Origin of the sequence: Pseudomonas sp. ENNP23 (assembly GCF_001728945.1) — a bacterium.
GTDB classification, from domain to species: Bacteria; Pseudomonadota; Gammaproteobacteria; order Pseudomonadales; family Pseudomonadaceae; genus Metapseudomonas; species Metapseudomonas otitidis.
The window spans coordinates 52,350-70,596 of the sequence record NZ_LYSP01000001.1; the positions used below are offsets into that span (position 1 = coordinate 52,350).

General features: G+C 67.8%; 14 protein-coding genes. 3 read left to right on the forward strand and 11 right to left on the reverse strand.

Going from position 1 to position 18,247, the window contains the following annotated elements; all coding sequences use genetic code 11:
* The first annotated feature begins 13 nt into the window (after positions 1–13).
* From tssM to A9G05_RS00240, 3 genes are read left to right on the forward strand one after another with little or no spacing between them, the layout of a single operon-like run.
* Positions 14–3,529, forward strand: a complete 3,516-nt coding sequence (gene tssM, locus A9G05_RS00230) for a type VI secretion system membrane subunit TssM (protein ID WP_069559065.1) — start codon at positions 14–16, stop codon at positions 3,527–3,529.
* On the forward strand, positions 3,526–4,251 hold the full coding sequence (locus tag A9G05_RS00235; RefSeq protein ID WP_069559234.1) for a PP2C family serine/threonine-protein phosphatase: 726 nt from the start codon (positions 3,526–3,528) through the stop codon (positions 4,249–4,251). The genes tssM and A9G05_RS00235 overlap by 4 nt, the downstream gene beginning before the upstream one ends.
* Positions 4,248–5,216, forward strand: coding sequence for a serine/threonine-protein kinase (locus tag A9G05_RS00240; RefSeq protein WP_069559066.1), 969 nt, complete (start codon positions 4,248–4,250; stop codon positions 5,214–5,216). Before A9G05_RS00235 ends, A9G05_RS00240 begins: the two co-directional genes overlap by 4 nt.
* A gap of 42 nt (positions 5,217–5,258) precedes the next feature.
* Here the strand turns inward: A9G05_RS00240 and A9G05_RS00245 are convergent, their stop codons facing one another.
* The 11 genes from A9G05_RS00245 to bioB all read right to left on the reverse strand — a co-directional run bounded on the left by A9G05_RS00245 (position 5,259) and on the right by bioB (position 18,180).
* Positions 5,259–7,037 (reverse strand): acyl-CoA dehydrogenase C-terminal domain-containing protein, encoded by a 1,779-nt coding sequence (locus A9G05_RS00245; RefSeq protein WP_069559067.1) that lies wholly within the window; start codon positions 7,035–7,037, stop codon positions 5,259–5,261.
* A gap of 189 nt (positions 7,038–7,226) precedes the next feature.
* Positions 7,227–9,020, reverse strand: a complete 1,794-nt coding sequence (locus A9G05_RS00250; protein WP_069559068.1) for an acyl-CoA dehydrogenase C-terminal domain-containing protein — start codon at positions 9,018–9,020, stop codon at positions 7,227–7,229.
* Positions 9,021–9,134: 114 nt separating this feature from the next.
* Positions 9,135–10,427 (reverse strand): diguanylate cyclase, encoded by a 1,293-nt coding sequence (locus A9G05_RS00255; protein WP_069559069.1) that lies wholly within the window; start codon positions 10,425–10,427, stop codon positions 9,135–9,137.
* A 148-nt stretch (positions 10,428–10,575) separates the two neighbouring features.
* Positions 10,576–12,381 (reverse strand): phenylacyl-CoA dehydrogenase, encoded by a 1,806-nt coding sequence (locus A9G05_RS00260; RefSeq protein WP_069559070.1) that lies wholly within the window; start codon positions 12,379–12,381, stop codon positions 10,576–10,578.
* Between the two features lie 161 nt (positions 12,382–12,542).
* A complete protein-coding gene (locus A9G05_RS00265; protein WP_069559071.1) occupies positions 12,543–13,187 on the reverse strand; it encodes a putative metalloprotease CJM1_0395 family protein in 645 nt (214 codons plus the stop codon).
* 61 nt (positions 13,188–13,248) lie between these two features.
* Positions 13,249–13,530, reverse strand: a complete 282-nt coding sequence (locus tag A9G05_RS00270; protein WP_069559072.1) for a hypothetical protein — start codon at positions 13,528–13,530, stop codon at positions 13,249–13,251.
* A gap of 90 nt (positions 13,531–13,620) precedes the next feature.
* Positions 13,621–14,310: a dethiobiotin synthase gene (gene bioD / locus A9G05_RS00275; protein WP_069559073.1), complete on the reverse strand. Its 690-nt coding sequence runs from the start codon at positions 14,308–14,310 to the stop codon at positions 13,621–13,623.
* Positions 14,311–15,120, reverse strand: a complete 810-nt coding sequence (bioC, locus tag A9G05_RS00280) for a malonyl-ACP O-methyltransferase BioC (protein ID WP_069559074.1) — start codon at positions 15,118–15,120, stop codon at positions 14,311–14,313.
* Positions 15,113–15,838: an alpha/beta fold hydrolase gene (locus tag A9G05_RS00285; RefSeq protein ID WP_069559075.1), complete on the reverse strand. Its 726-nt coding sequence runs from the start codon at positions 15,836–15,838 to the stop codon at positions 15,113–15,115. Before A9G05_RS00285 ends, bioC begins: the two co-directional genes overlap by 8 nt.
* A complete protein-coding gene (bioF, locus tag A9G05_RS00290; RefSeq protein ID WP_069559076.1) occupies positions 15,831–17,012 on the reverse strand; it encodes an 8-amino-7-oxononanoate synthase in 1,182 nt (393 codons plus the stop codon). The genes A9G05_RS00285 and bioF overlap by 8 nt, the downstream gene beginning before the upstream one ends.
* A 109-nt stretch (positions 17,013–17,121) precedes the next feature.
* Positions 17,122–18,180 (reverse strand): biotin synthase BioB, encoded by a 1,059-nt coding sequence (bioB, locus tag A9G05_RS00295; protein ID WP_069559077.1) that lies wholly within the window; start codon positions 18,178–18,180, stop codon positions 17,122–17,124.
* Between the last annotated feature and the right edge of the window lie 67 nt (positions 18,181–18,247).

Below are 18,247 nucleotides of genomic sequence, written 5' to 3' on the forward strand. Positions count from 1 at the left end.
CAGGGACCGTGTCATGAAAGATTTCTTCAAAAAGCTCGGCGCCGTGTTGCGCCGGACCTGGGTCTGGAGCCTGCTGCTGGTGCTGATGCTGGCCCTGCTGGTGTGGTTCGCCGGGCCCCTGCTCGGCATCGCCGATCACAAGCCGTGGGAAGACGCCGGCAGCCGACTGCTGAGCATCGCCGTGCTGTTCCTCTGCTGGGGGCTGTTCATCGTCTTCAGCACCTGGCGGGGTACCCGCAAGCGCGAGGCGCAGCAAGCCACCGAGGACGGCCAGGAGCAACTGCGCCGTGAGGAGGAGGCCAGCGAGGAACAACGCGAACTCACCGCCCGCTTCAAGGACGCACTGCGTACCGTGCAGCGCTCCAGCCTGTACAAGGGCCAGGGCGAACAGCGCCGCCGCGACCTGCCCTGGTACCTGGTACTGGGCCCCCAGGGCAGTGGCAAGACCACCCTGCTGGACTTCTCCGGCCTGGACCTGCCGCTCAACCAGAACGACCGCACCCTCACCCGCGACACCCACGGCACCCGCTACTGCGAGTGGTACTTCGCCGAGCAGGGCGTGCTGATCGACAGCCCCGGGCGCTACCTCACCCAGGGCGACCCGGAGGTGGACGGCGGCGCCTGGAACAGTCTGCTGGCCCTGTTGCGCAAGCGCCGTCGCACCCGCCCGCTCAATGGCGTGATCGTCAACCTGCCCATCGACCTGCTGACGAGCGGCGACGAGCAGGCCCTGGACGACCTGGCACGGCAGGTCCGCAAGCGCCTCCAGGAGATCCACCAGCGCCTGCATGCGGAAGTGCCCGTCTACCTGGTGCTCGGCAAAGCCGATACCCTGCCCGGCTTCGAAGAGTTCTTCGACCACCTCTCCCGCGAGGAAAGCGACCAGGTCCTCGGCGCCACCTTCCGCGAGGGGCAGAACGGCACCAGCGGCCAGGTGGTGCGCCAGGAGTTCGAAGCCCTGCTGCGGCGCCTCACCAGCCAGGTCATCACCCGCATGCACCAGGAGCGGGACACCGGCCGCCGGGGGCGCATCCTCGACTTCCCCACCCAGCTCGGGCGGATCGGCGAGCCGCTGTGCGTGTTCATCGACATGGCCTTCACCGGCAACCGCTACCAGCGCGCCAGCCTGCTGCGCGGTTTCTACTTCACCAGCGCGCCGCATCTGCTCCAGGAGCTGGACGAAAGCACCGCCCGGGTCGGCGCCAACCTGGGCCTGCGCAGCAGTGCCCTGCCCACCCTGCGCGGGGGGCGTGCGCGCTTCATCCACCAACTGTTCAGCCAGGTGATCTTCCCGGAGGCCGACCTGGCCGGGCTTGATCCGCGCGAAAAGCGCCGCATCGACTGGGGCCAGCGCGGGCTCTACGCCAGCGCGTTCGGCTGCGTGGCGCTGTTCGGCCTGGCCTGGGCGGCGGGCTTCAGCAGCAACCACCAGCGCCTGGAGGCCGTGCGCGACCATGGTCGGGTGATCGAGACCCAACAGGCCCTGCTCGACCCTCGCGAAGACGCCCGCGCCGTCCTCACGCTGCTGGACCACAGCTTCGCTGCCACCCGCGTCTTCCCCAGTGCCGCCGAGCGCTCGCTGCTGGAACACAACGGGCTCTACCAGGGCGGACGCAGCCAACCCGTACTCGACGACGCCTACGGCCGCGCCCTGGAGCAGCAGTTGCTGCCGCGCATCGCCACCAGCCTGGAGGGCCAGGTACGCGCCAGCCTGGGCAACCGCGAACGCCTGCTGGCCAGCCTGCGTGCCTACCTCATGCTGAACCTGCCGGAGCGGCGCGACGCCGCCTTCCTCAAGAGCCAGCTGCAGGCCGAATGGTCGCTGCGCTACGGCGGCGATGCCGCGACCCAGGCCGCGCTGACCGAGCACCTCGACCGCCTGCTGGCGCGCCCCTTCGTCCACCCGCTGAACGAGCCCCTGGTGGCCCAGGCCCGGCAACGCCTGCGCAGCGAATCCCTGGCAGCCGTGGTCTACCGCGTACTCCGCGACCAGGCCCGCAGCCTGCCGGAGTACAGCTTCGCCCAGCGCCTGGGGCCACAGGGCGCGCTGTTCTCCGGCACCGACTACCGCATCCCGGGGTTCTACACCCGCCAGGGCTACCAGCAGTTCTTCTCCGCCAAGGGCCTACCCACGGTGCGTGAGCTGCTGCGGGACAACTGGGTGATGGGCGAAGGCGGCAACCTCAGCGTGCAGGACCTCGGTCGCCTGATGGTCGAGCTGCAGCAGCTGTACTTCCGCGACTACGCCAACCACTGGAGCGAGGCGATCAACCGCCTGAAGCTGGAGCCCCTGCTGGACACCTACCAGGGCGCCGAGCAACTGGCCGGGCTGACCGCAGCCAACTCGCCGCTGCTGCAACTGCTGGTGGAGGTGCGCGAGCACACCCGCCTGCCCGGCATCGCCGACGCCACCGCCGAGGCACCTGCCGACGGGGCCAAGGCCGACGGCGCCCTGGGCAAGGTCGCCGCCGTCGCGGAGAAGGCCCGGGACGCCCTGGCCAGCAACCTGCCGGACACCGCGCGACTGACCATGGAGCGCCGCTTCGAAGCCCTGCACCTGTTGCTGGACGACAACGGCGGTGCCGCAGCCGACCTGGTCCCGGTCATGCGGGCGCTCAACGAGCTGCAGCTGCAATTGGCAACGCTGGCCCGCTCCAGCCAGCCGGAGCAGGCCGCCTTCGACCTCGCGCGCAACCGCATGGGCGGCCAGAGCGATGCCCTGGCCAACCTGCGCAGCAGCGCCTCGCGGCTGCCCCAGCCGATTGGCGGCTGGCTGGCGATGATGGCGGGGGAAAGCTGGCACCTGATCCTCAGCGGCGCCCACCAGTACCTCAACCAGCGCTACCAGAGCGAGCTGTACGGCTTCTACCTGAAGGCCCTGGACAAGCGCTATCCGTTCAACCCGCGCAGCCACAGCGACGTCGCCCTGAGCGACTTCCGCGAGTTCTTCAAGACCCAGGGCCTGGCGGATCGCTTCTTCGACACCTACCTCAAGCCCTTCGTGATCGGTACGCCCGGTGAGTACCGCGTGCGCTCGGTGGACGGCGGCAGCCTGCCCATCGCCCGCGGTTTCCTCGACCAGATGGCCAACGCCCAGGCCATCCGCCTGAGCTTCTTCGCCGACAACCCCAACGAGCCGCAGGTGCGATTCCGCCTGGAGCCTTACTCCATCGATCCGGCCCTGAGCCGCGCGGAGTTCCGCTTTGGCGACCGGCTCATGGAGTACCGCCATGGGCCCATCGTGCCCATGTCCTTCAAGTGGCCCACCGAGGCCGAGGAAGGGCGCAGCAGCCTGGTGCTGGAGGAGCTCAGTGGGCGGCGCATCGGCGTCGAGCGCAACACCGGCCCCTGGTCGCTGTTCCGCCTCTTCGACCAGATGCAGACCGAGTACCACAGCGGCCGCGACGTGCTGATGCTCAAGGCGGAAGTGGACGGGCTGCGGGCTCACTACCTGGTGCAGAGCCAGCGTTCACCGAACCCCTTCGACCTGGGCATGCTGCGTGCCTTCCGCCTGCCGGTGAGCCTCTGATGCCAGGCGCAACCTGGACCAGCGCTGCCCGCACCCACCCTGGCAAGGTGCGGGCACGCAACGAGGACGCCTTCCTGGACAGCCCGGACCAGGGCCTGTGGGTGGTGGCTGACGGCATGGGCGGCCACCACGCAGGCGACCGCGCCAGCCGCCTGGTGGTGGAGAGCCTGGCCGAGTTGCCTGCCACGGGCGACTTCGCCAACCGCTTGCAGCAATTGCGCCGCCATCTGCACTGGCTGAACCGCAGGCTGGCGGACGAACTCACCGTCACCGACGGCCAGCGGCGGATCATGGGCAGCACAGTGGCCGCCCTGCTGGTGGAGGGCAGTCGCGCCGCCTGCGTGTGGGCCGGCGACAGCCGCTGCTACCTGTGGCGCTGGGGCTGCCTCTACCAGCTCACCCGCGACCATTCGCTGCTGCGCGAGCTGATCGAGGACCAGGGCATGAGCCCGGAACAGGCCGGCCGCCACCCATCCGCCCATGCCCTGACCCGTGCCTTGGGCGGCGACGGCGACTTCGCCCTGGATGTGCTGGAGCTGGAGCTGCACCCCGGCGACACCTTCCTGCTCTGCAGTGACGGGCTGTACCGCGAGCTGGACGAGGTCGACCTGAGCCGGGCGCTCAGCCTCGCCTCGCCCGTCGCCACCCTGGAACAGCTCTTCGAGCAGGCCCTGCTGGGGACGGCCCCGGACAACCTCACTGCCGTGGTGGCGCGCCGATGAGCCGGGCCAAGCGCCGCCGCAAGCCACGCCAGGCTCCCGCGCCGGCGGCGCATGTGGGCCTCGCCCGTCCCGTCGCCCCGGCAGTCGGCCTCGGCGAACTGCCGGCCGTGCTCAACGGGCGCTACCGCCTGGAGCGCCTGCTGGGCATCGGCGGCATGGGCTCGGTGTACCGGGCGCGGGACCTGCTATGGGAACAATTCGGTGAGCCGGCGCCCTGGGTGGCGGTGAAGCTGCTGAACGAGGAGTTCGCCACCATCCCCGATGCCAGCGCGCTGCTCTACAGCGAGTACGCCCTGGCGGTGCGCTCGCGCCACCCGGCCATCGTCCGCCTGTATGCATTCGAGGTGGACACGGCCTGCTGCCGTGCCTTCATCACCCAGGAGCTGCTCAAGGGCCTGCCCCTGGACCACCTGCTCTGCGATCGCCCGACCGGGCTGCCCTGGCCGGAGCTGCGTGAAATCGCCGTACCGCTGCTCGGCGCCGTCGCCCACGCTCACCACTGCGGCGTGGTGCATGGCGACCTGAAGCCGAGCAACGTGATACTCACCGACGCGGGACCACGGCTGTTCGACTTCGGCCTGGCCCATGCCGACGGCGGCCTACCCGCCCTGGCGCGGGAACGGATCGGCGCCTGGACGCCCCGCTACGCCGCCCTGGAGCTGCTCGACGGCGACAGGCCGAGCCCCTCCAGCGACCTCTACGCACTGGCCTGTGTGCTTTACGAACTGGCGACGGGGCGCCACCCCTATGGCCGGCTGGACGCCCGCCAGGCCCTGGAGCAGCACTGCCACCGGCAACTGGAAGCCCCCGGTGTCTTGCCCCTGGGAACCTGGCGCGCCTTGCGAGCCGCCCTGGCGCCGACGGCCACGGCGCGCTGCATTGGGCTGGAGGAGCTGGAGGCGGCCTTCCGGCGCCGGGGGCCGTTGCTGCCGGAATGGATCAGGCGCCCCTTGGCGCGGCTATGAAAAAGCCCCGCCAAGGCGGGGCTTTTTCATTCACGCTGCGCCTTAGAACTGCGCGGCGTCCAGCAGGTAGAGCGAGTCACTGCCGGCCTTGACCGAGGCGGTCAGGGAGTGGATGCGCGGCAGCAGGCGGGCGAAGTAGAAGCGCGCGGTGCCAAGCTTGCTGGCATAGAACTCGTCCTGGCCTTCCTTGCCCAGGGAGGCGCGGGCCATCAGCGCCCACATGTAGGCATAGGCGGTGTAGCCGAACACCTGGAGGTACTCCACGGAGGCGGCGCCGATCTCGTTGGGGTTGGTCTTGGCGCTTTCCAGCAGCCAGGCGGTGAGGTCGTCCAGGTTGGCGATGGCGGCCTTCAGCGGCTCGGTGAACTCGGCCAGCTCAGCCGACGCGCCGTTGGCGAAGGCCTTCACCTCATCGGCGAAGTGCTTGTAGAACGCGCCGCCACTGCCCACCACCTTGCGGCCGGCGAGGTCCAGGGCCTGGATGCCGTTGGTGCCTTCGTAGATCTGGGTAATGCGGCAGTCGCGTACCAGTTGCTCCTGGCCCCACTCGCGGATGAAGCCGTGGCCGCCGAAGACCTGCTGGCCGTGGACGGTGGTTTCCAGGCCGAGGTCGGTCAGGAAGGCCTTGGCCACCGGGGTGAGCAGGGCGACCAGTTCCTCGGCGCGCTTGCGCACCACCGGGTCCTCGCTGTACTTGGCGGTGTCCAGTTGCAGGGCCACGTAGCTGGAGAACGCACGGCCACCTTCGTTGAAGGCTTTCATGGTCAGCAGCATGCGGCGCACGTCCGGGTGGACGATGATCGGGTCGGCGGCCTTGTCCTTGGCGACCGGGCCGGTCGGGGCGCGGCTCTGGATACGCTCGCGGGCGTATTCGATGGCGCTCTGGTAGGAACGCTCGCCGGTGGCCAGGCCCTGGATGCCGACGCCCAGGCGCTCGTAGTTCATCATGGTGAACATCGCGGCCAGGCCCTTGTTCGGCGCATCGACGATCCAGCCAGTGGCGCCGTCGAAGTTCATCACGCAGGTGGCGGAGGCCTTGATGCCCATCTTGTGCTCAATGGAGCCGCAGGACAGGCTGTTCTTCTCGCCGAGGGAGCCGTCTTCGTTCACCAGCACCTTGGGCACCAGGAACAGGGAGATGCCCTTGGGACCGGCCGGTGCGTCGGGGAGCTTGGCCAGCACCAAGTGGATGATGTTCTCGGTCAGGTCGTGCTCACCGCCGGTGATGAAGATCTTGGTGCCGGTGATCTTGAAGCTGCCGTCGGCCTGGGGTTCGGCCTTGGTGCGGATGATGCCGAGGTCGGTACCGGCATGGGGCTCGGTGAGGCACATGGAGCCCGCCCAGGTGCCGGCGTACATGTTCGGCAGGTATTTCTGCTTCAGCTCTTCGCTGGCGTGGGCGTTGATGGAGAGGCAGGCGCCAGCGGTCAGCATCGGGTAGAGGCCGAAGGACAGGTTGGCGGAGTTCACCATCTCTTCCACCTGGGCGGAGATGACCTTGGGCATGCCCATGCCACCGAACACCGGGTCGCCACCGACGCCGACCCAGCCACCTTCGGCGTAGGTGCGGTAAGCCTCGGGGAAGCCGGCCGGGGTGCTCACGCGGCCGTCGTTCCACTGGCAACCTTCTTCGTCACCGGAACGGTTCAGCGGTGCGATGACGCCGCTGGTGACCTTGCCAGCCTCTTCCAGGATCGCCGACGCGGTTTCGGCATCGACCACCTCGGCCAGGGCTGGCATTTCGGACCAGAGCTTGGCGACGTCGAAGACTTCATTGAGGACGAAGCGCATATCGCGCAGGGGCGCTTTGTAGTCAGCCATGTGCAAACCTCGCAGGAACTCTCAGGTGGCCGGTCAGGCCGGTTTCACGGAACAGGCCGGCAGTGTATCCGAACAACTCGACAGACACATAGGGTCAGTGCATGACCATTTAAAATATGCCGGTCACGCAACTTACCCCTTGCGAAAAGGCCCGCACGCGGCGGGCCCGGTCGCTCTGACGATAGGCAATCAGAGGGCGAACTGCTCGGCGGAGAGGGCCATCAGGCAGTCGCTGCCGGCTTCGGCCGCAGCCTTGTGAGCGGCAGTGCGAGGCAACAGACGCTTGAAGTAGAAGTCGCAGGTGAGCAGCTTCGCTTCGTAGAAGGCGGCTTCGCCGGTGCCGGCGTCCAGTTGTTGGCGAGCGACCACTGCCATCTGCAGCCAGAAGTAGGCCAGCACGATGTAGCCGCTGTACATCAGGTAGTCCACGGACGCGGCGCCGACTTCATCGGGATTCTTCATCGCCGCCATGCCGATGCGCTGGGTCAGTTCGCCCCACTGGCGATTGAGGTCGGCCAGTTGTGCTACCTGGGCCTTGAGTTGCGGGTGCTCGGCCTGGGCCTGGCAGAACCGGTGGACACGCTTGGTGAAGCCCATCAGCAGCTTGCCCTGGCTGCCCAGGACCTTGCGGCCCAGCAGGTCGAGGGCCTGGATGCCATTGGTGCCCTCGTAGATGGGGGCGATGCGGCAGTCGCGCACCAGTTGCTCCATGCCCCACTCGCGGATGTAGCCGTGGCCGCCGAACACCTGCATGCCGAGGTTGGTGGCTTCGAGGCCGGTCTCGGTCATGAAGGCCTTGCAGATGGGGGTGAGGAAGGCCAGCAGGTTCTCGGCCTGCTCGCGTTCTTCTGCGCTTTCGGCGCCGTGGGCGATGTCCATTTGCTGGGCCGTGAAGTAGGCCAGGGCGCGGTTGCCCTCGTTGAAGGCGCGCATGGTCAGCAGCATGCGGCGCACGTCCGGGTGGACGATGATCGGGTCGGCGGGCTTGTCCGGCGCCTTGGGCCCGGTCAGGGCACGCATCTGCAGGCGCTCGGTGGCGTAGCGCACGGCGCCCTGGTAGCTGGCCTCGCCGAGGCAGAGGCCCTGCATGCCGGTGCCCAGGCGGGCGTGGTTCATCATGGTGAACATGCAGTTCAGGCCCTTGTTGGCTTCGCCGATGAGGAAGCCGGTGGCGCCATCGAAGTTCATCACGCAGGTGGCGGAGGCCTTGATGCCCATCTTGTGTTCGATGGAGCCGCAGGACACGGCGTTGCGCTCGCCGATGCCGTCTCCCTGGGGCAGGAACTTGGGCACGATGAACAGGGAGATGCCCTTGGTGCCGGCAGGGGCGTCGGGCAGCTTGGCCAGGACGAGGTGAACGATGTTCTCGCTCATGTCGTGCTCACCGGCGGAGATGAAGATCTTGGTGCCGGAGATGGCATAGCTGCCATCGGCCTGGGGTACGGCGCGGGTCTTGATGATGCCGAGGTCGGTGCCGCAGTGGGGCTCGGTCAGGCACATGGTGCCGGTCCAGCGGCCTTCGGTGAGGCGGGTCAGGTAGGTCTGTTTCTGTTCTTCGCTGCCATGGGCATGGATGGCGGACATGGCGCCATGGGTCAGGCCCGGGTACATGGCCCAGGACTGGTTGGCCGAGGCGACCATCTCGCTGACGATCAGCCCGAGGGAATGCGGCAGGCCCTGGCCACCGTAGGTGGGATCGGCGGAGAGGCCGTTCCAGCCGCCCTCGACGTACTGGGCGAAGGCTTCCTTGAAGCCCTTGGGCGTGGTGACCACGCCATCCTTCCACTTGCACTCCTCTTCGTCACCGGAACGGTTCAGCGGCGAGAGCACCTGCTCGCAGAACTTGGCGCCCTCTTCGAGGATCGCGGCAACCATGTCGGGGCTGGCATCGCTGGCGCCGATGGCGGTGTAGGTAGCGGGGAAGTCGAACAGCTCGTCGGTGAGAAAGCGCATGTCGCGCAGGGGGGCCTTGTACTCGGGCATGGCAGGGTCTCCTTGGCTGCGCCAGGCTCGGCGCCAATCCTGCGGACCCTAAAGGCTGGGCGCCCCCTCGACAACGACGCTGCGGGGGCTGAATGCAGCGCCATAACCGGCCGTTCAGGTGGCCGGCTGACGCACCCGCACGGCGCCCCGGCGCGCCTGGCCGTGGAGGAAGACCCGGTTGCGCCCGGCGCTCTTGGCGCTGTACAGCGCCTGGTCGGCGGCCTTGATCACCTCTTCCGGGGTGCGCTGCTCGGCGTCGCGTTCGGCCACGCCGATGCTGATGGTCACCGAGACGCTCTGGGCCACCGCCGCGCCGCGCTTGGCACGGCCCTGCTGGTCGCTCTTCGGCCGGCTGTCGCGGTCACGCAGGTGCAGGGCATAACACTCGATGGCCTCGCGCACGGCCTCCAGGTGGGGCTGGCATTCCTCCATGCTCTTGCCGGCGAAGACGATGGTGAATTCCTCGCCGCCGTAGCGGTAGGCCTTGCCGCCCCCGCCGACCCGACGCAGTTGGCTGGCGACCATGCGCAGCACCTGGTCGCCCACGTCGTGGCCGTAGGTGTCGTTGAATTTCTTGAAGTGGTCCACGTCGGTCATGGCCAGCACGTAATTGCGCCCCAGCCGCTGCAGCCGTTCATTGAGCGCGCGGCGCCCGGGCAGGCCGGTCAGCTCGTCGCGGAAGGCCATCTGGTAGGCCTCGTGAGCCACCGAGGCGGTCAGGGCGAGCATGGCCAGGCTGGTCATCGCATGCAGGGCGTGGGGCAGGATGAACACCTTCGGCAGCATCCACCAGAGCCCCGCCAGGGCGATCACCTGGGCGGCGTGCTGCGGTCGGGGCTGGCGCAGGTAGGCGATGCCGAGGGCCAGCAGGGCAATGACGAAGGCGAAGTAGGAGAGCTGCACCAGGCTCATCCAACTGCCGTGCAGCAACGGCCAGCGCACGGGGGTGACGAAAGCCAGCATCGCCTCGGGGTAGCTCCGCCCCAAGGCCATGACGACGCCGAGGGTGGCCAGCAGGACGGCGCTGCGGGCGACGAAGTCCTGCAGCAGGTGGGTGCGCTCCTGCCAGCAGCCGAACAGGCCGAACAACAGCGGCAGCACCAGGCTGGTGAGGTGGAAGACCAGGGCCGCATCCTCCCGCACCACGCGCTCGGCCTGGAAGTAGTCGACCTGGGTGTCCAGCAGGTAGTAACCGATGTAGATCGATGCCAGCAGGAAGAGCTGGCGAAGGCGCCCATAGGCGGCGCAGAACGAGCCGCCGAGCAGCAGCAGCAGGGTGGGCAGGACGTTGAACAGGGAGACGAAGAACTCGCTCATGTCCGCCAGGGTCCCCGCCACCGCACCGCCGAGCACCAGGGCCAGCGGCGGCAGGAAATGGCTGAAGCGGAATGACGGGAGTGTCCGCACGCGTCTGAGTCCGGCTGGTTGGAAAGCAGGCCATATGATGGCACTTCCGCCGGTCACTGGCACTCGGCCGGACGACGCACGGTGCCCGGCAGGGGACCGGAAATGAAGAAGCCCGCCGAAAGGCGGGCTCCTTCAGTACGCGCAGAACTCAGTAGCCCAGGGCGAAGTCTTCTTCGGCCAGGTCCATGAGGTTGCTGGCGCCGGACAGCATGGTTTCCACGTGGGTGCGGGTACGCGGCAGGATGCGCTTGAAGTAGAAGCGCGCGGTCTGCAGCTTGGCCTTGTAGAAGGCAGCGTCGCCTTCGCCGGCAGCCAGTTTCTCGGCAGCCAGGAGAGCCATGTCGGCCCAGAAGTAGGCCAGGCAGGCGTAGCCGGAGTACATCAGGTAGTCCACCGAAGCGGCACCGACTTCCTCGCGGTCCTTCATGGCGGCCATGCCGACCTTCATGGTGACCTCGCCCCACTCCTTGTTCAGCTTGGCCAGCGGCTCGACGAACTCCTTGACGGCTTCGTTGCTCTCGTTGGCCTGGCAGAACTTGTGGACGATCTTGGTGAAGCCCTTCAGCGCTTCGCCCTGGGTCATGAGGATCTTGCGGCCCAGCAGGTCGAGCGCCTGAACGCCGGTGGTGCCCTCGTACATCATGGAGATGCGGCAGTCACGCAGGTTCTGCTCCATGCCCCACTCGCTGATGAAGCCGTGGCCACCGTAGATCTGCATGCCGTGGGAAGCGGCTTCGAAGCCGACTTCGGTCATGAAGGCCTTGGCGATGGGGGTCAGGAAGGCCAGCAGGGAGTCGGCGGCTTTCTTCTCTTCCTCGTCCTGGCTGTACTTGACGATGTCCACCTGCTTGGCGGTGAAGTACACCATGGCGCGGTTGCCTTCGGCGAAGGCCTTCATGGTCAGCAGCATGCGACGCACGTCCGGGTGGACGATGATCGGGTCAGCAGCCTTGTCCGGCGCTTTCGGGCCAGTCAGGGAGCGCATCTGCAGACGCTCGCGGGCGTACTTGATGCCACCCTGGAAACCGATCTCGGCGTGGGCCAGGCCTTGCAGCGCGGTACCCAGGCGAGCGGTGTTCATGAAGGTGAACATGCAGTTCAGGCCCTTGTTCGCCGGGCCGATCAGGAAACCGGTGGCGCCGTCGAAGTTCATCACGCAGGTGGCGTTGCCGTGGATGCCCATCTTGTGCTCGATGGAGCCACAGGTCACGGCGTTGCGTGCACCGACGCCGCCTTCGGCGGTCGGCATGAACTTCGGCACGATGAACAGGGAGATGCCCTTGGTGCCCGCGGGGGCATCGGGCAGGCGAGCCAGCACGATGTGGACGATGTTGTCGGCCATGTCGTGTTCACCAGCGGAGATGAAGATCTTGGTGCCGGACACCTTGTAGGTGCCATCGGCCTGGGGCTCGGCCTTGGTGCGCAGCATGCCCAGGTCGGTGCCGCAATGCGGCTCGGTGAGACACATGGTGCCGGTCCACTCACCGGAAACCAGCTTGGTCAGGTAGGTATGCTTCTGCTCGTCGGTGCCGTGCTGCTCGATGGTGTTCATCGCGCCGTGGGACAGGCCGGGGTACATGCCCCACGCCCAGTTGGCTTCACCGACCATCTCGCTGATGGCCAGGCCCAGGGATTCCGGCAGGCCTTGGCCACCGTGCTCGACGTTGTGGGCCAGGCTCGGCCAGCCGCCTTCGACGAACTGTTTGTAGGCTTCCTTGAAACCGGTCGGGGTCTTAACACCCTCGGCGGACCAGGTGCAGCCTTCGGTATCACCGACGCGGTTCAGCGGAGCGATCACCTGCTCACAGAACTTGGCGCCTTCCTCGAGGATGGCGTCGACCATGTCCGGGGTGGCGTCCTGGCAGCCAGGCAGGCTCTGATAGTGCGCTTCGTAGCCAAGCAGTTCATCGCGAACGAAGCGGATATCACGCAAGGGGGCCTTGTAATCAGGCATAGCGGTAAACCTCTACGGTGGTTCCTAGTTAGGTGACCGGTGAATCGGTCGCTTACAACTTCACGGTAGTCGTTGCCGGCTGCAGGGTGCCGCCCGCAATCAAACAGGTGTTTGAAACATACGTTTCGCACTGACCCTTGTCAAGCATCCACGCCCTGTTATCAGGCACGCGTGTCCAGCAAGGCCGGCGCTTGCTCTGTCTGGGAAATCCGGGCGTAGAGGCGAAGGTCGCCGGAGGTGCTGGCAGCGCCGGACGACGACGCCGCAACCGCACTGCGCCCACCGTTCGCCTCCTCCAGGCGTAACCGGGCGAGCTCGACCCGAGCTTCGGCGGCATAACCGGCAGCCCGTGCCGCCACCTGGCGGTCCTCCGCAGAGGGGTCGACGGGAGCCAGGGCGGCACGCTGCACAATGTCCATCTTGATGAGGGTGGCCTCGGGATCGTTGGCCACAGGGCTGGAGTCGATGCGCACCTCACCGCCGACGGCATAGGCAAGGCCATCGGGTCCGCGTTCGAAGTCGTACCGGGGAGCACTGGCATAGCGCCCGCCAACGGAGGCATGAGCCTGCTCATGGGCGCGCACCTTGCGATCGATGCTGATCAGTTCGCTAACGCGCTCCCGCTCTTCCTGGGTCAGCTCGGTACTGGCGCGGGAAGAGCCCTGATCAGAGGTCCGCGAGGGGGAACCGGAGGAGCGGCTGGGTTTTTCGAGGGCCGTATCGAGGGATGCTCCAGTCGCCACCGTTGATGAACGGGAACGAGTGAAGCTGATGAGGGGATCGAGAGCCGCACTGTCGATCCGCATAAGGCCCTCCGCGCCTGAGCCCGCTCACCGGCCTCCGCCGCGAAGATGGGGAGACCGGGGCTCAAGCCTTGGTATCGACCAGGGTGCCAAGCAGTTCGTCGGCCGTTTTCACGACGTTCGCGCCTGCCAGGGCCTGGTACTTGCCGACGTCCAAATCCACCAGGTTGGAAGCCAGGTCGGCACTGCTGCTTTCGTCCGGACCGCCTTGGGAGCGGGCGGCTGGTACATCGGACGACCGTTGAACGGGCGCACTGGCGATGTCCGACGCGGCCTTGTCGATACGCTGCTGACCGGATTGAAGGGCGTTGAGCCCGTAACTGAATGCACTGCCTGAGATTTCCATCGTCAACCTCGAACCAGGGGAACCACGACGTAATTGAAGCAGATGCCGCTTAAAAAACGTACAAACAAAACGCGATGGACGACCGGCGGCTTATAGCGGCAGCTTCAGCGGATGCAGGTCCAGATGCGCGGCAACGACCTCGGCTGACGGCACCTCAAGGCGCGGCACCCGCCCAAGGCACGGGGCAGGCAGGCGCTCGGCGAGGGTCGCGAGGTTCTCCTCCAGCCGCGAAGTGGCCGGGTCGACGATATTGGCCACCCAACCCGCCAGCACCAGGCCGTCCCGCTGGATCGCCTCGGCACTCAGTACGGCGTGGTTGATGCATCCCAGGCGCACGCCCACCACCAGGATGACCGGCAGGCCCAGGCGCACCGCCAGGTCCGACAGGTTCTCCCGACCTGTCAGGGGCACGCGCCAACCCCCTGCGCCCTCCACCAGGGTGAAGTCGGCGTTGCGCGCCAGCACCGCGCTGACCGGCCCGGCCAGCGCTTCGACATCAAGCTGCACACCCGCCTCACGTGCCGCCAGGTGCGGGGCGATGGCCGGTTCGAAGGGGAAGGGATTCACCTCTTCGTAGCGCAGCGGCAGGCTGCAGCCCGCCAGCAGGCCGAGGGCATCGCTGTTGCGAAGCCCCTGGGCGGTCCGTTCGCAGCCGGAGGCCACCGGCTTTGCAGCGGCGGTGCTCAGCCCGGCATGACGGGCGGCCTGGAGCAGGCCACAGGCGATGGTGGTCTTGCCGATCTCGGTGTCGGTCCCGGTGATGAAAAAGGCAGTACCCATTCAGGTCTCCTTGCGCAGCAGGCCGTGGACGACCTGGTAGGTCGCCGGCAACCCTTGGGCCTCGCGCTGTTGTTCGTAGGCATCGACCAGCGCCCGCATGCGGGCTCGCCCGGTCAGGCCGCCAGGACGCCCGGGGTTGAGGTTGTGAGCCCCCAGCGCCTTCAGTTCGTGGGTCAGCTGGCGCAAGTCGGGGAAGTGCAGCACATGGGGGCGGCGCTCCAGTTGCAGCACCTGCAACCCACTGTCGGCGCACAGTGCCTGATAGTGGGTGAAGGCACGGAAGCGGTTCACATGGGTGAAACCGTCCACTTCGCGCCAACTGTCGCGCAGCTCCTGCAGGGTACCGACGCAGAGGCTGCTGAACACCAGCAGGCCACCGGGGCGAAGCACCCGCCGCGCCTCCGCCAGTACCGCCGGGAAGTCCTCGCACCACTGCACGGCCAGGCTGCTGAACACCAGGTCCAGGCCGGCGTCGGCCAGCGGCAGATGCTCGGCGTCACCGGCGATGAAGTGCGACGCCCCGCCCAACGGGCGAGCGTGCCGAAGCATGCCCTCGGCCAGGTCCAGGGCCAGGCCCTGGGCACGGGGGAAGCGTTCTGCCAGTTGGCGGGAGAAGTGCCCCGTCCCGCAGCCCAGGTCGAGCCAGCGCTGCGGTTCGAAACCTTCCGGCAGGCTCGCCAGCAGGTCGGCACCGACCTGACGCTGCAGGCCGGCCACAGCGTCGTAGCTGGCGGCGGCACGAGAGAAGGACGCCGCCACCTGGCGCTTGTCCGGCAGGCCGGGCACGGGTGGTACGGGGAATTCAGACATCGTCACCTTCGAACATGAACGCCAGCACCGCCGCTGCAACGGCATCCGCACACTCCACCGGCAAGCCGTGGCTGGCCTCGGGGATCACCGACACCTCCACGTCCGGCAACTCCTCCAGCAGGGCATCGGCCGCCGAGGCAGGGACCAAGGCGTCGCGCCCAGCGAAGAGGTGCAGTTGCGGCCCGGTAAAGCGCCCCAGGGCGGCGCGGGTATCCAGCTCGGCCAGCAGCTGCAGGCCCGCCGCGAGGATCGCCGGCTCGGTGGCCGGCTGCGTCACCTGCAACTGCCGCGCCAGGGTGCGTGGGTCCCGCGCGCCCTGGCTGACCAGCAGGCGGAAGCGCTTGAGGGTCAGCTCCGGGTCGAGCCCGAAAGCCTCCTGGAAGTCGCCGAACACCTCGGCCCGCATGGCGCTCGGCCAATCGTCACGGGTGCGGAAACAGGCATTGGCAGCCAGCCCGATCAGGCCCCGGCAGTGCGTATCCCGCCGCGCGGCCAATTCGGCGGCCAGCATGCCGCCCAGGGACCAGCCCGCCAGCCAACTGTCGCCGGGCAGGCGCGCATCCAGCTCGTCGAGCCAGGCGGCCGGGTCGTCCAGCTCCGGCAACGGCTGGATCTGCACCGCCAGGTGCGGGACGCGCTCGGCCAGGGCATCGCGCAGGGGTTCGAGCGCAGCCGGGCCCAGGGCCCAGCCGGGGATGAGGATCAGGTGGTCACGCATCGGGATGTCCTTCTTCGGTCAGCAGCTTCCAGCTTTCGGACAACGCCACCAGCAGGCGTTCCACCTGCGCCTCGCTGTGGGCGGCACTGAGCGTCACTCGCAGGCGTGCAGCACCGACCGGCACCGTGGGCGGGCGGATCGCCCCAACCAGCAGCCCGCGCTCGCGCAGCAGGGCCGCAAGCCGCAGCGCACGGGCGCTGTCGCCCACCCGGATCGGTTGGATCGGCGTGGGACTGTCCATCAGGTCCAGGCCGATCTCCGCAGCCCCTTGGCGGAAGCGGCGGACCAGCGCATTAAGGTGCTCGCGGCGCCAGTGCTCGCGCTGCAGCAACTCCAGGCTCTTCAGGGTCGCGCAGGCCACCGCCGGCGGCTGACTGGTGGTGTAGATGTAAGGCCGGGCGAACTGGATCAGGCTCTCGATCAGGTCGTCGCTGCCGGCCACGAAGGCACCGGCGGTGCCGAAGCCCTTGCCCAGGGTGCCCACCAGCACGGGCACATCCTCCAGGCCCAGGCCGAAGTGCTCGACAATGCCGCCGCCCTGGGCACCAAGGGGCCCGAAGCCGTGGGCGTCGTCCACCATCACCCAGGCGCCCCGGGCGCGGGCGGCGGCACACAGGCCGGGCAGGTCGGCCAGGTCACCGTCCATGCTGAACACACCGTCTGTCACCACCAGGGTGTTGCCCTCGGCCTTCTCCAGTCGGCCCTCGAGGCTGGCGACGTCGTTGTGCAGGTAGCGGGAGAAACGCGCCCCGGAGAGCAGCCCGGCGTCCAGCAACGAGGCGTGGTTGAGGCGGTCCTCCAGCACGGTATCGCCCTTGCCCACCAACGCGGTCACGGCGCCCAGGTTGGCCATGTAGCCGGTGGAGAACAGCAGCACCCGCGGCCGCCCGGTGAACTCGGCCAGGGCCAGTTCCAGGTCGTGGTGCGGGCCGCTGTGGCCGATCACCAGGTGCGAGGCGCCGCCGCCTGCTCCCCAGCGCTCGACACCGCGCATGAAGGCAGCTTTCACCTCGGGGTGGTCGGCCAGGCCCAGGTAGTCGTTGGAACAGAAGGCCAGCATCGGCCGGCCATCCACCACCACCTCGGGCGCCTGGGGCGTTTCCAGCAGCGGGCGTTGGCGGTAGAGGTTTTCCGCACGGCGGGCGGCAAGGCGGGAGGCGAGATCGAAAGGCATCGCAATGGCTCACCGGCAGCGGGCAGGCGGCCAACGGCGGCGCACCTGCCCTATGGGGGACTCGGATTGCACGGTGTGGCGGGCGCAAGCACCCGCCACCGGGCGAACGTCAGGCCGAGGCGGCGTTGTAGAACAGTTGCGAATCGCGCTGCTCCACCAGGGCCTGCTCAATGGCGGCCTGGTGCACCTCGTCGGCGTGTTCCTCGCGCTCCTCGGGCTTGATGCCGAGGCGGGCGAACAGTTGCATGTCCTTGTCCGCCTGGGGGTTGGCTGTGGTCAGCAGCTTCTCGCCGTAGAAGATCGAGTTGGCGCCGGCCATGAAGGCCAGGGCCTGCATCTGGTCGTTCATCTGCTCGCGCCCGGCGGAAAGGCGTACATGGGACTTCGGCATCATGATCCGCGCCACGGCCAGGGTGCGGATGAAGTCGAACGGGTCGACGTCCTGTTCCTCGGCCAGGGGCGTGCCCTTGACCTTCACCAGCATGTTGATCGGCACCGACTCGGGGTGTTCCGGCAGGTTGGCCAACTGGATCAGCAGGCCGGCGCGGTCGTCCAGCGACTCGCCCATGCCGAGGATGCCTCCGGAGCAGATCTTCATCCCCGCTTCGCGCACGTAGGCCAGGGTCTGCAGGCGTTCGCTGTAGGTGCGGGTGGTGATGATGTTGCCGTAGAACTCCGGCGAGGTATCGAGATTGTGGTTGTAGTAGTCCAGGCCGGCATCAGCCAGCGCCCGGGTCTGCTCCTGGTCCAGGCGACCGAGGGTCATGCAGGTCTCCAGGCCGAGCTTCTTCACGCCCTTCACCATCTCCAGCACGTAGGGCATGTCCTTGGCCGAGGGATGCTTCCACGCCGCGCCCATGCAGAAGCGGGTCGAGCCGATGGCCTTGGCCTCGGCGGCCGCCTCCAGCACCTTCTGCACTTCCATCAGCTTTTCCTTGTCCAGGCCGGTGTTGTAGTGGCCGGACTGCGGGCAGTACTTGCAGTCTTCCGGGCAGGCGCCGGTCTTGATGGAGAGCAGAGTGGAGACCTGAACGCGGTTCGGGTCGAAGTGCGCGCGGTGCACGGTCTGGGCCTGGAACAGCAGGTCGTTGAACGGCTGCTGGAACAGTGCCTTCACCTCGGCGAGGGTCCAGTCGTGGCGGGTAGCGATGGCGGCGGTTGCACTCATGGGAAGGGTTCCTACGACGCTTGGATGGCGCCTCTTGTCGGAGTGGCCCGGGCCGGTGGGCCGGGCG

Bases quoted from the DNA above. Each gene is read 5' to 3' on its own strand.
- tssM (WP_069559065.1), top strand. From the start codon at position 14: ATGAAAGATTTCTTCAAAAAGCTCGGCGCCGTGTTGCGCCGGACCTGG.
- A9G05_RS00240 (WP_069559066.1), top strand. From the start codon at position 4,248: ATGAGCCGGGCCAAGCGCCGCCGCAAGCCACGCCAGGCTCCCGCGCCG.
- A9G05_RS00245 (WP_069559067.1), bottom strand. From the start codon at position 7,037: ATGGCTGACTACAAAGCGCCCCTGCGCGATATGCGCTTCGTCCTCAAT.
- A9G05_RS00250 (WP_069559068.1), bottom strand. From the start codon at position 9,020: ATGCCCGAGTACAAGGCCCCCCTGCGCGACATGCGCTTTCTCACCGAC.
- A9G05_RS00260 (WP_069559070.1), bottom strand. From the start codon at position 12,381: ATGCCTGATTACAAGGCCCCCTTGCGTGATATCCGCTTCGTTCGCGAT.
- A9G05_RS00265 (WP_069559071.1), bottom strand. From the start codon at position 13,187: ATGCGGATCGACAGTGCGGCTCTCGATCCCCTCATCAGCTTCACTCGT.
- A9G05_RS00270 (WP_069559072.1), bottom strand. From the start codon at position 13,530: ATGGAAATCTCAGGCAGTGCATTCAGTTACGGGCTCAACGCCCTTCAA.
- bioD (WP_069559073.1), bottom strand. From the start codon at position 14,310: ATGGGTACTGCCTTTTTCATCACCGGGACCGACACCGAGATCGGCAAG.
- bioC (WP_069559074.1), bottom strand. From the start codon at position 15,120: ATGTCTGAATTCCCCGTACCACCCGTGCCCGGCCTGCCGGACAAGCGC.
- A9G05_RS00285 (WP_069559075.1), bottom strand. From the start codon at position 15,838: ATGCGTGACCACCTGATCCTCATCCCCGGCTGGGCCCTGGGCCCGGCT.
- bioF (WP_069559076.1), bottom strand. From the start codon at position 17,012: ATGCCTTTCGATCTCGCCTCCCGCCTTGCCGCCCGCCGTGCGGAAAAC.
- bioB (WP_069559077.1), bottom strand. From the start codon at position 18,180: ATGAGTGCAACCGCCGCCATCGCTACCCGCCACGACTGGACCCTCGCC.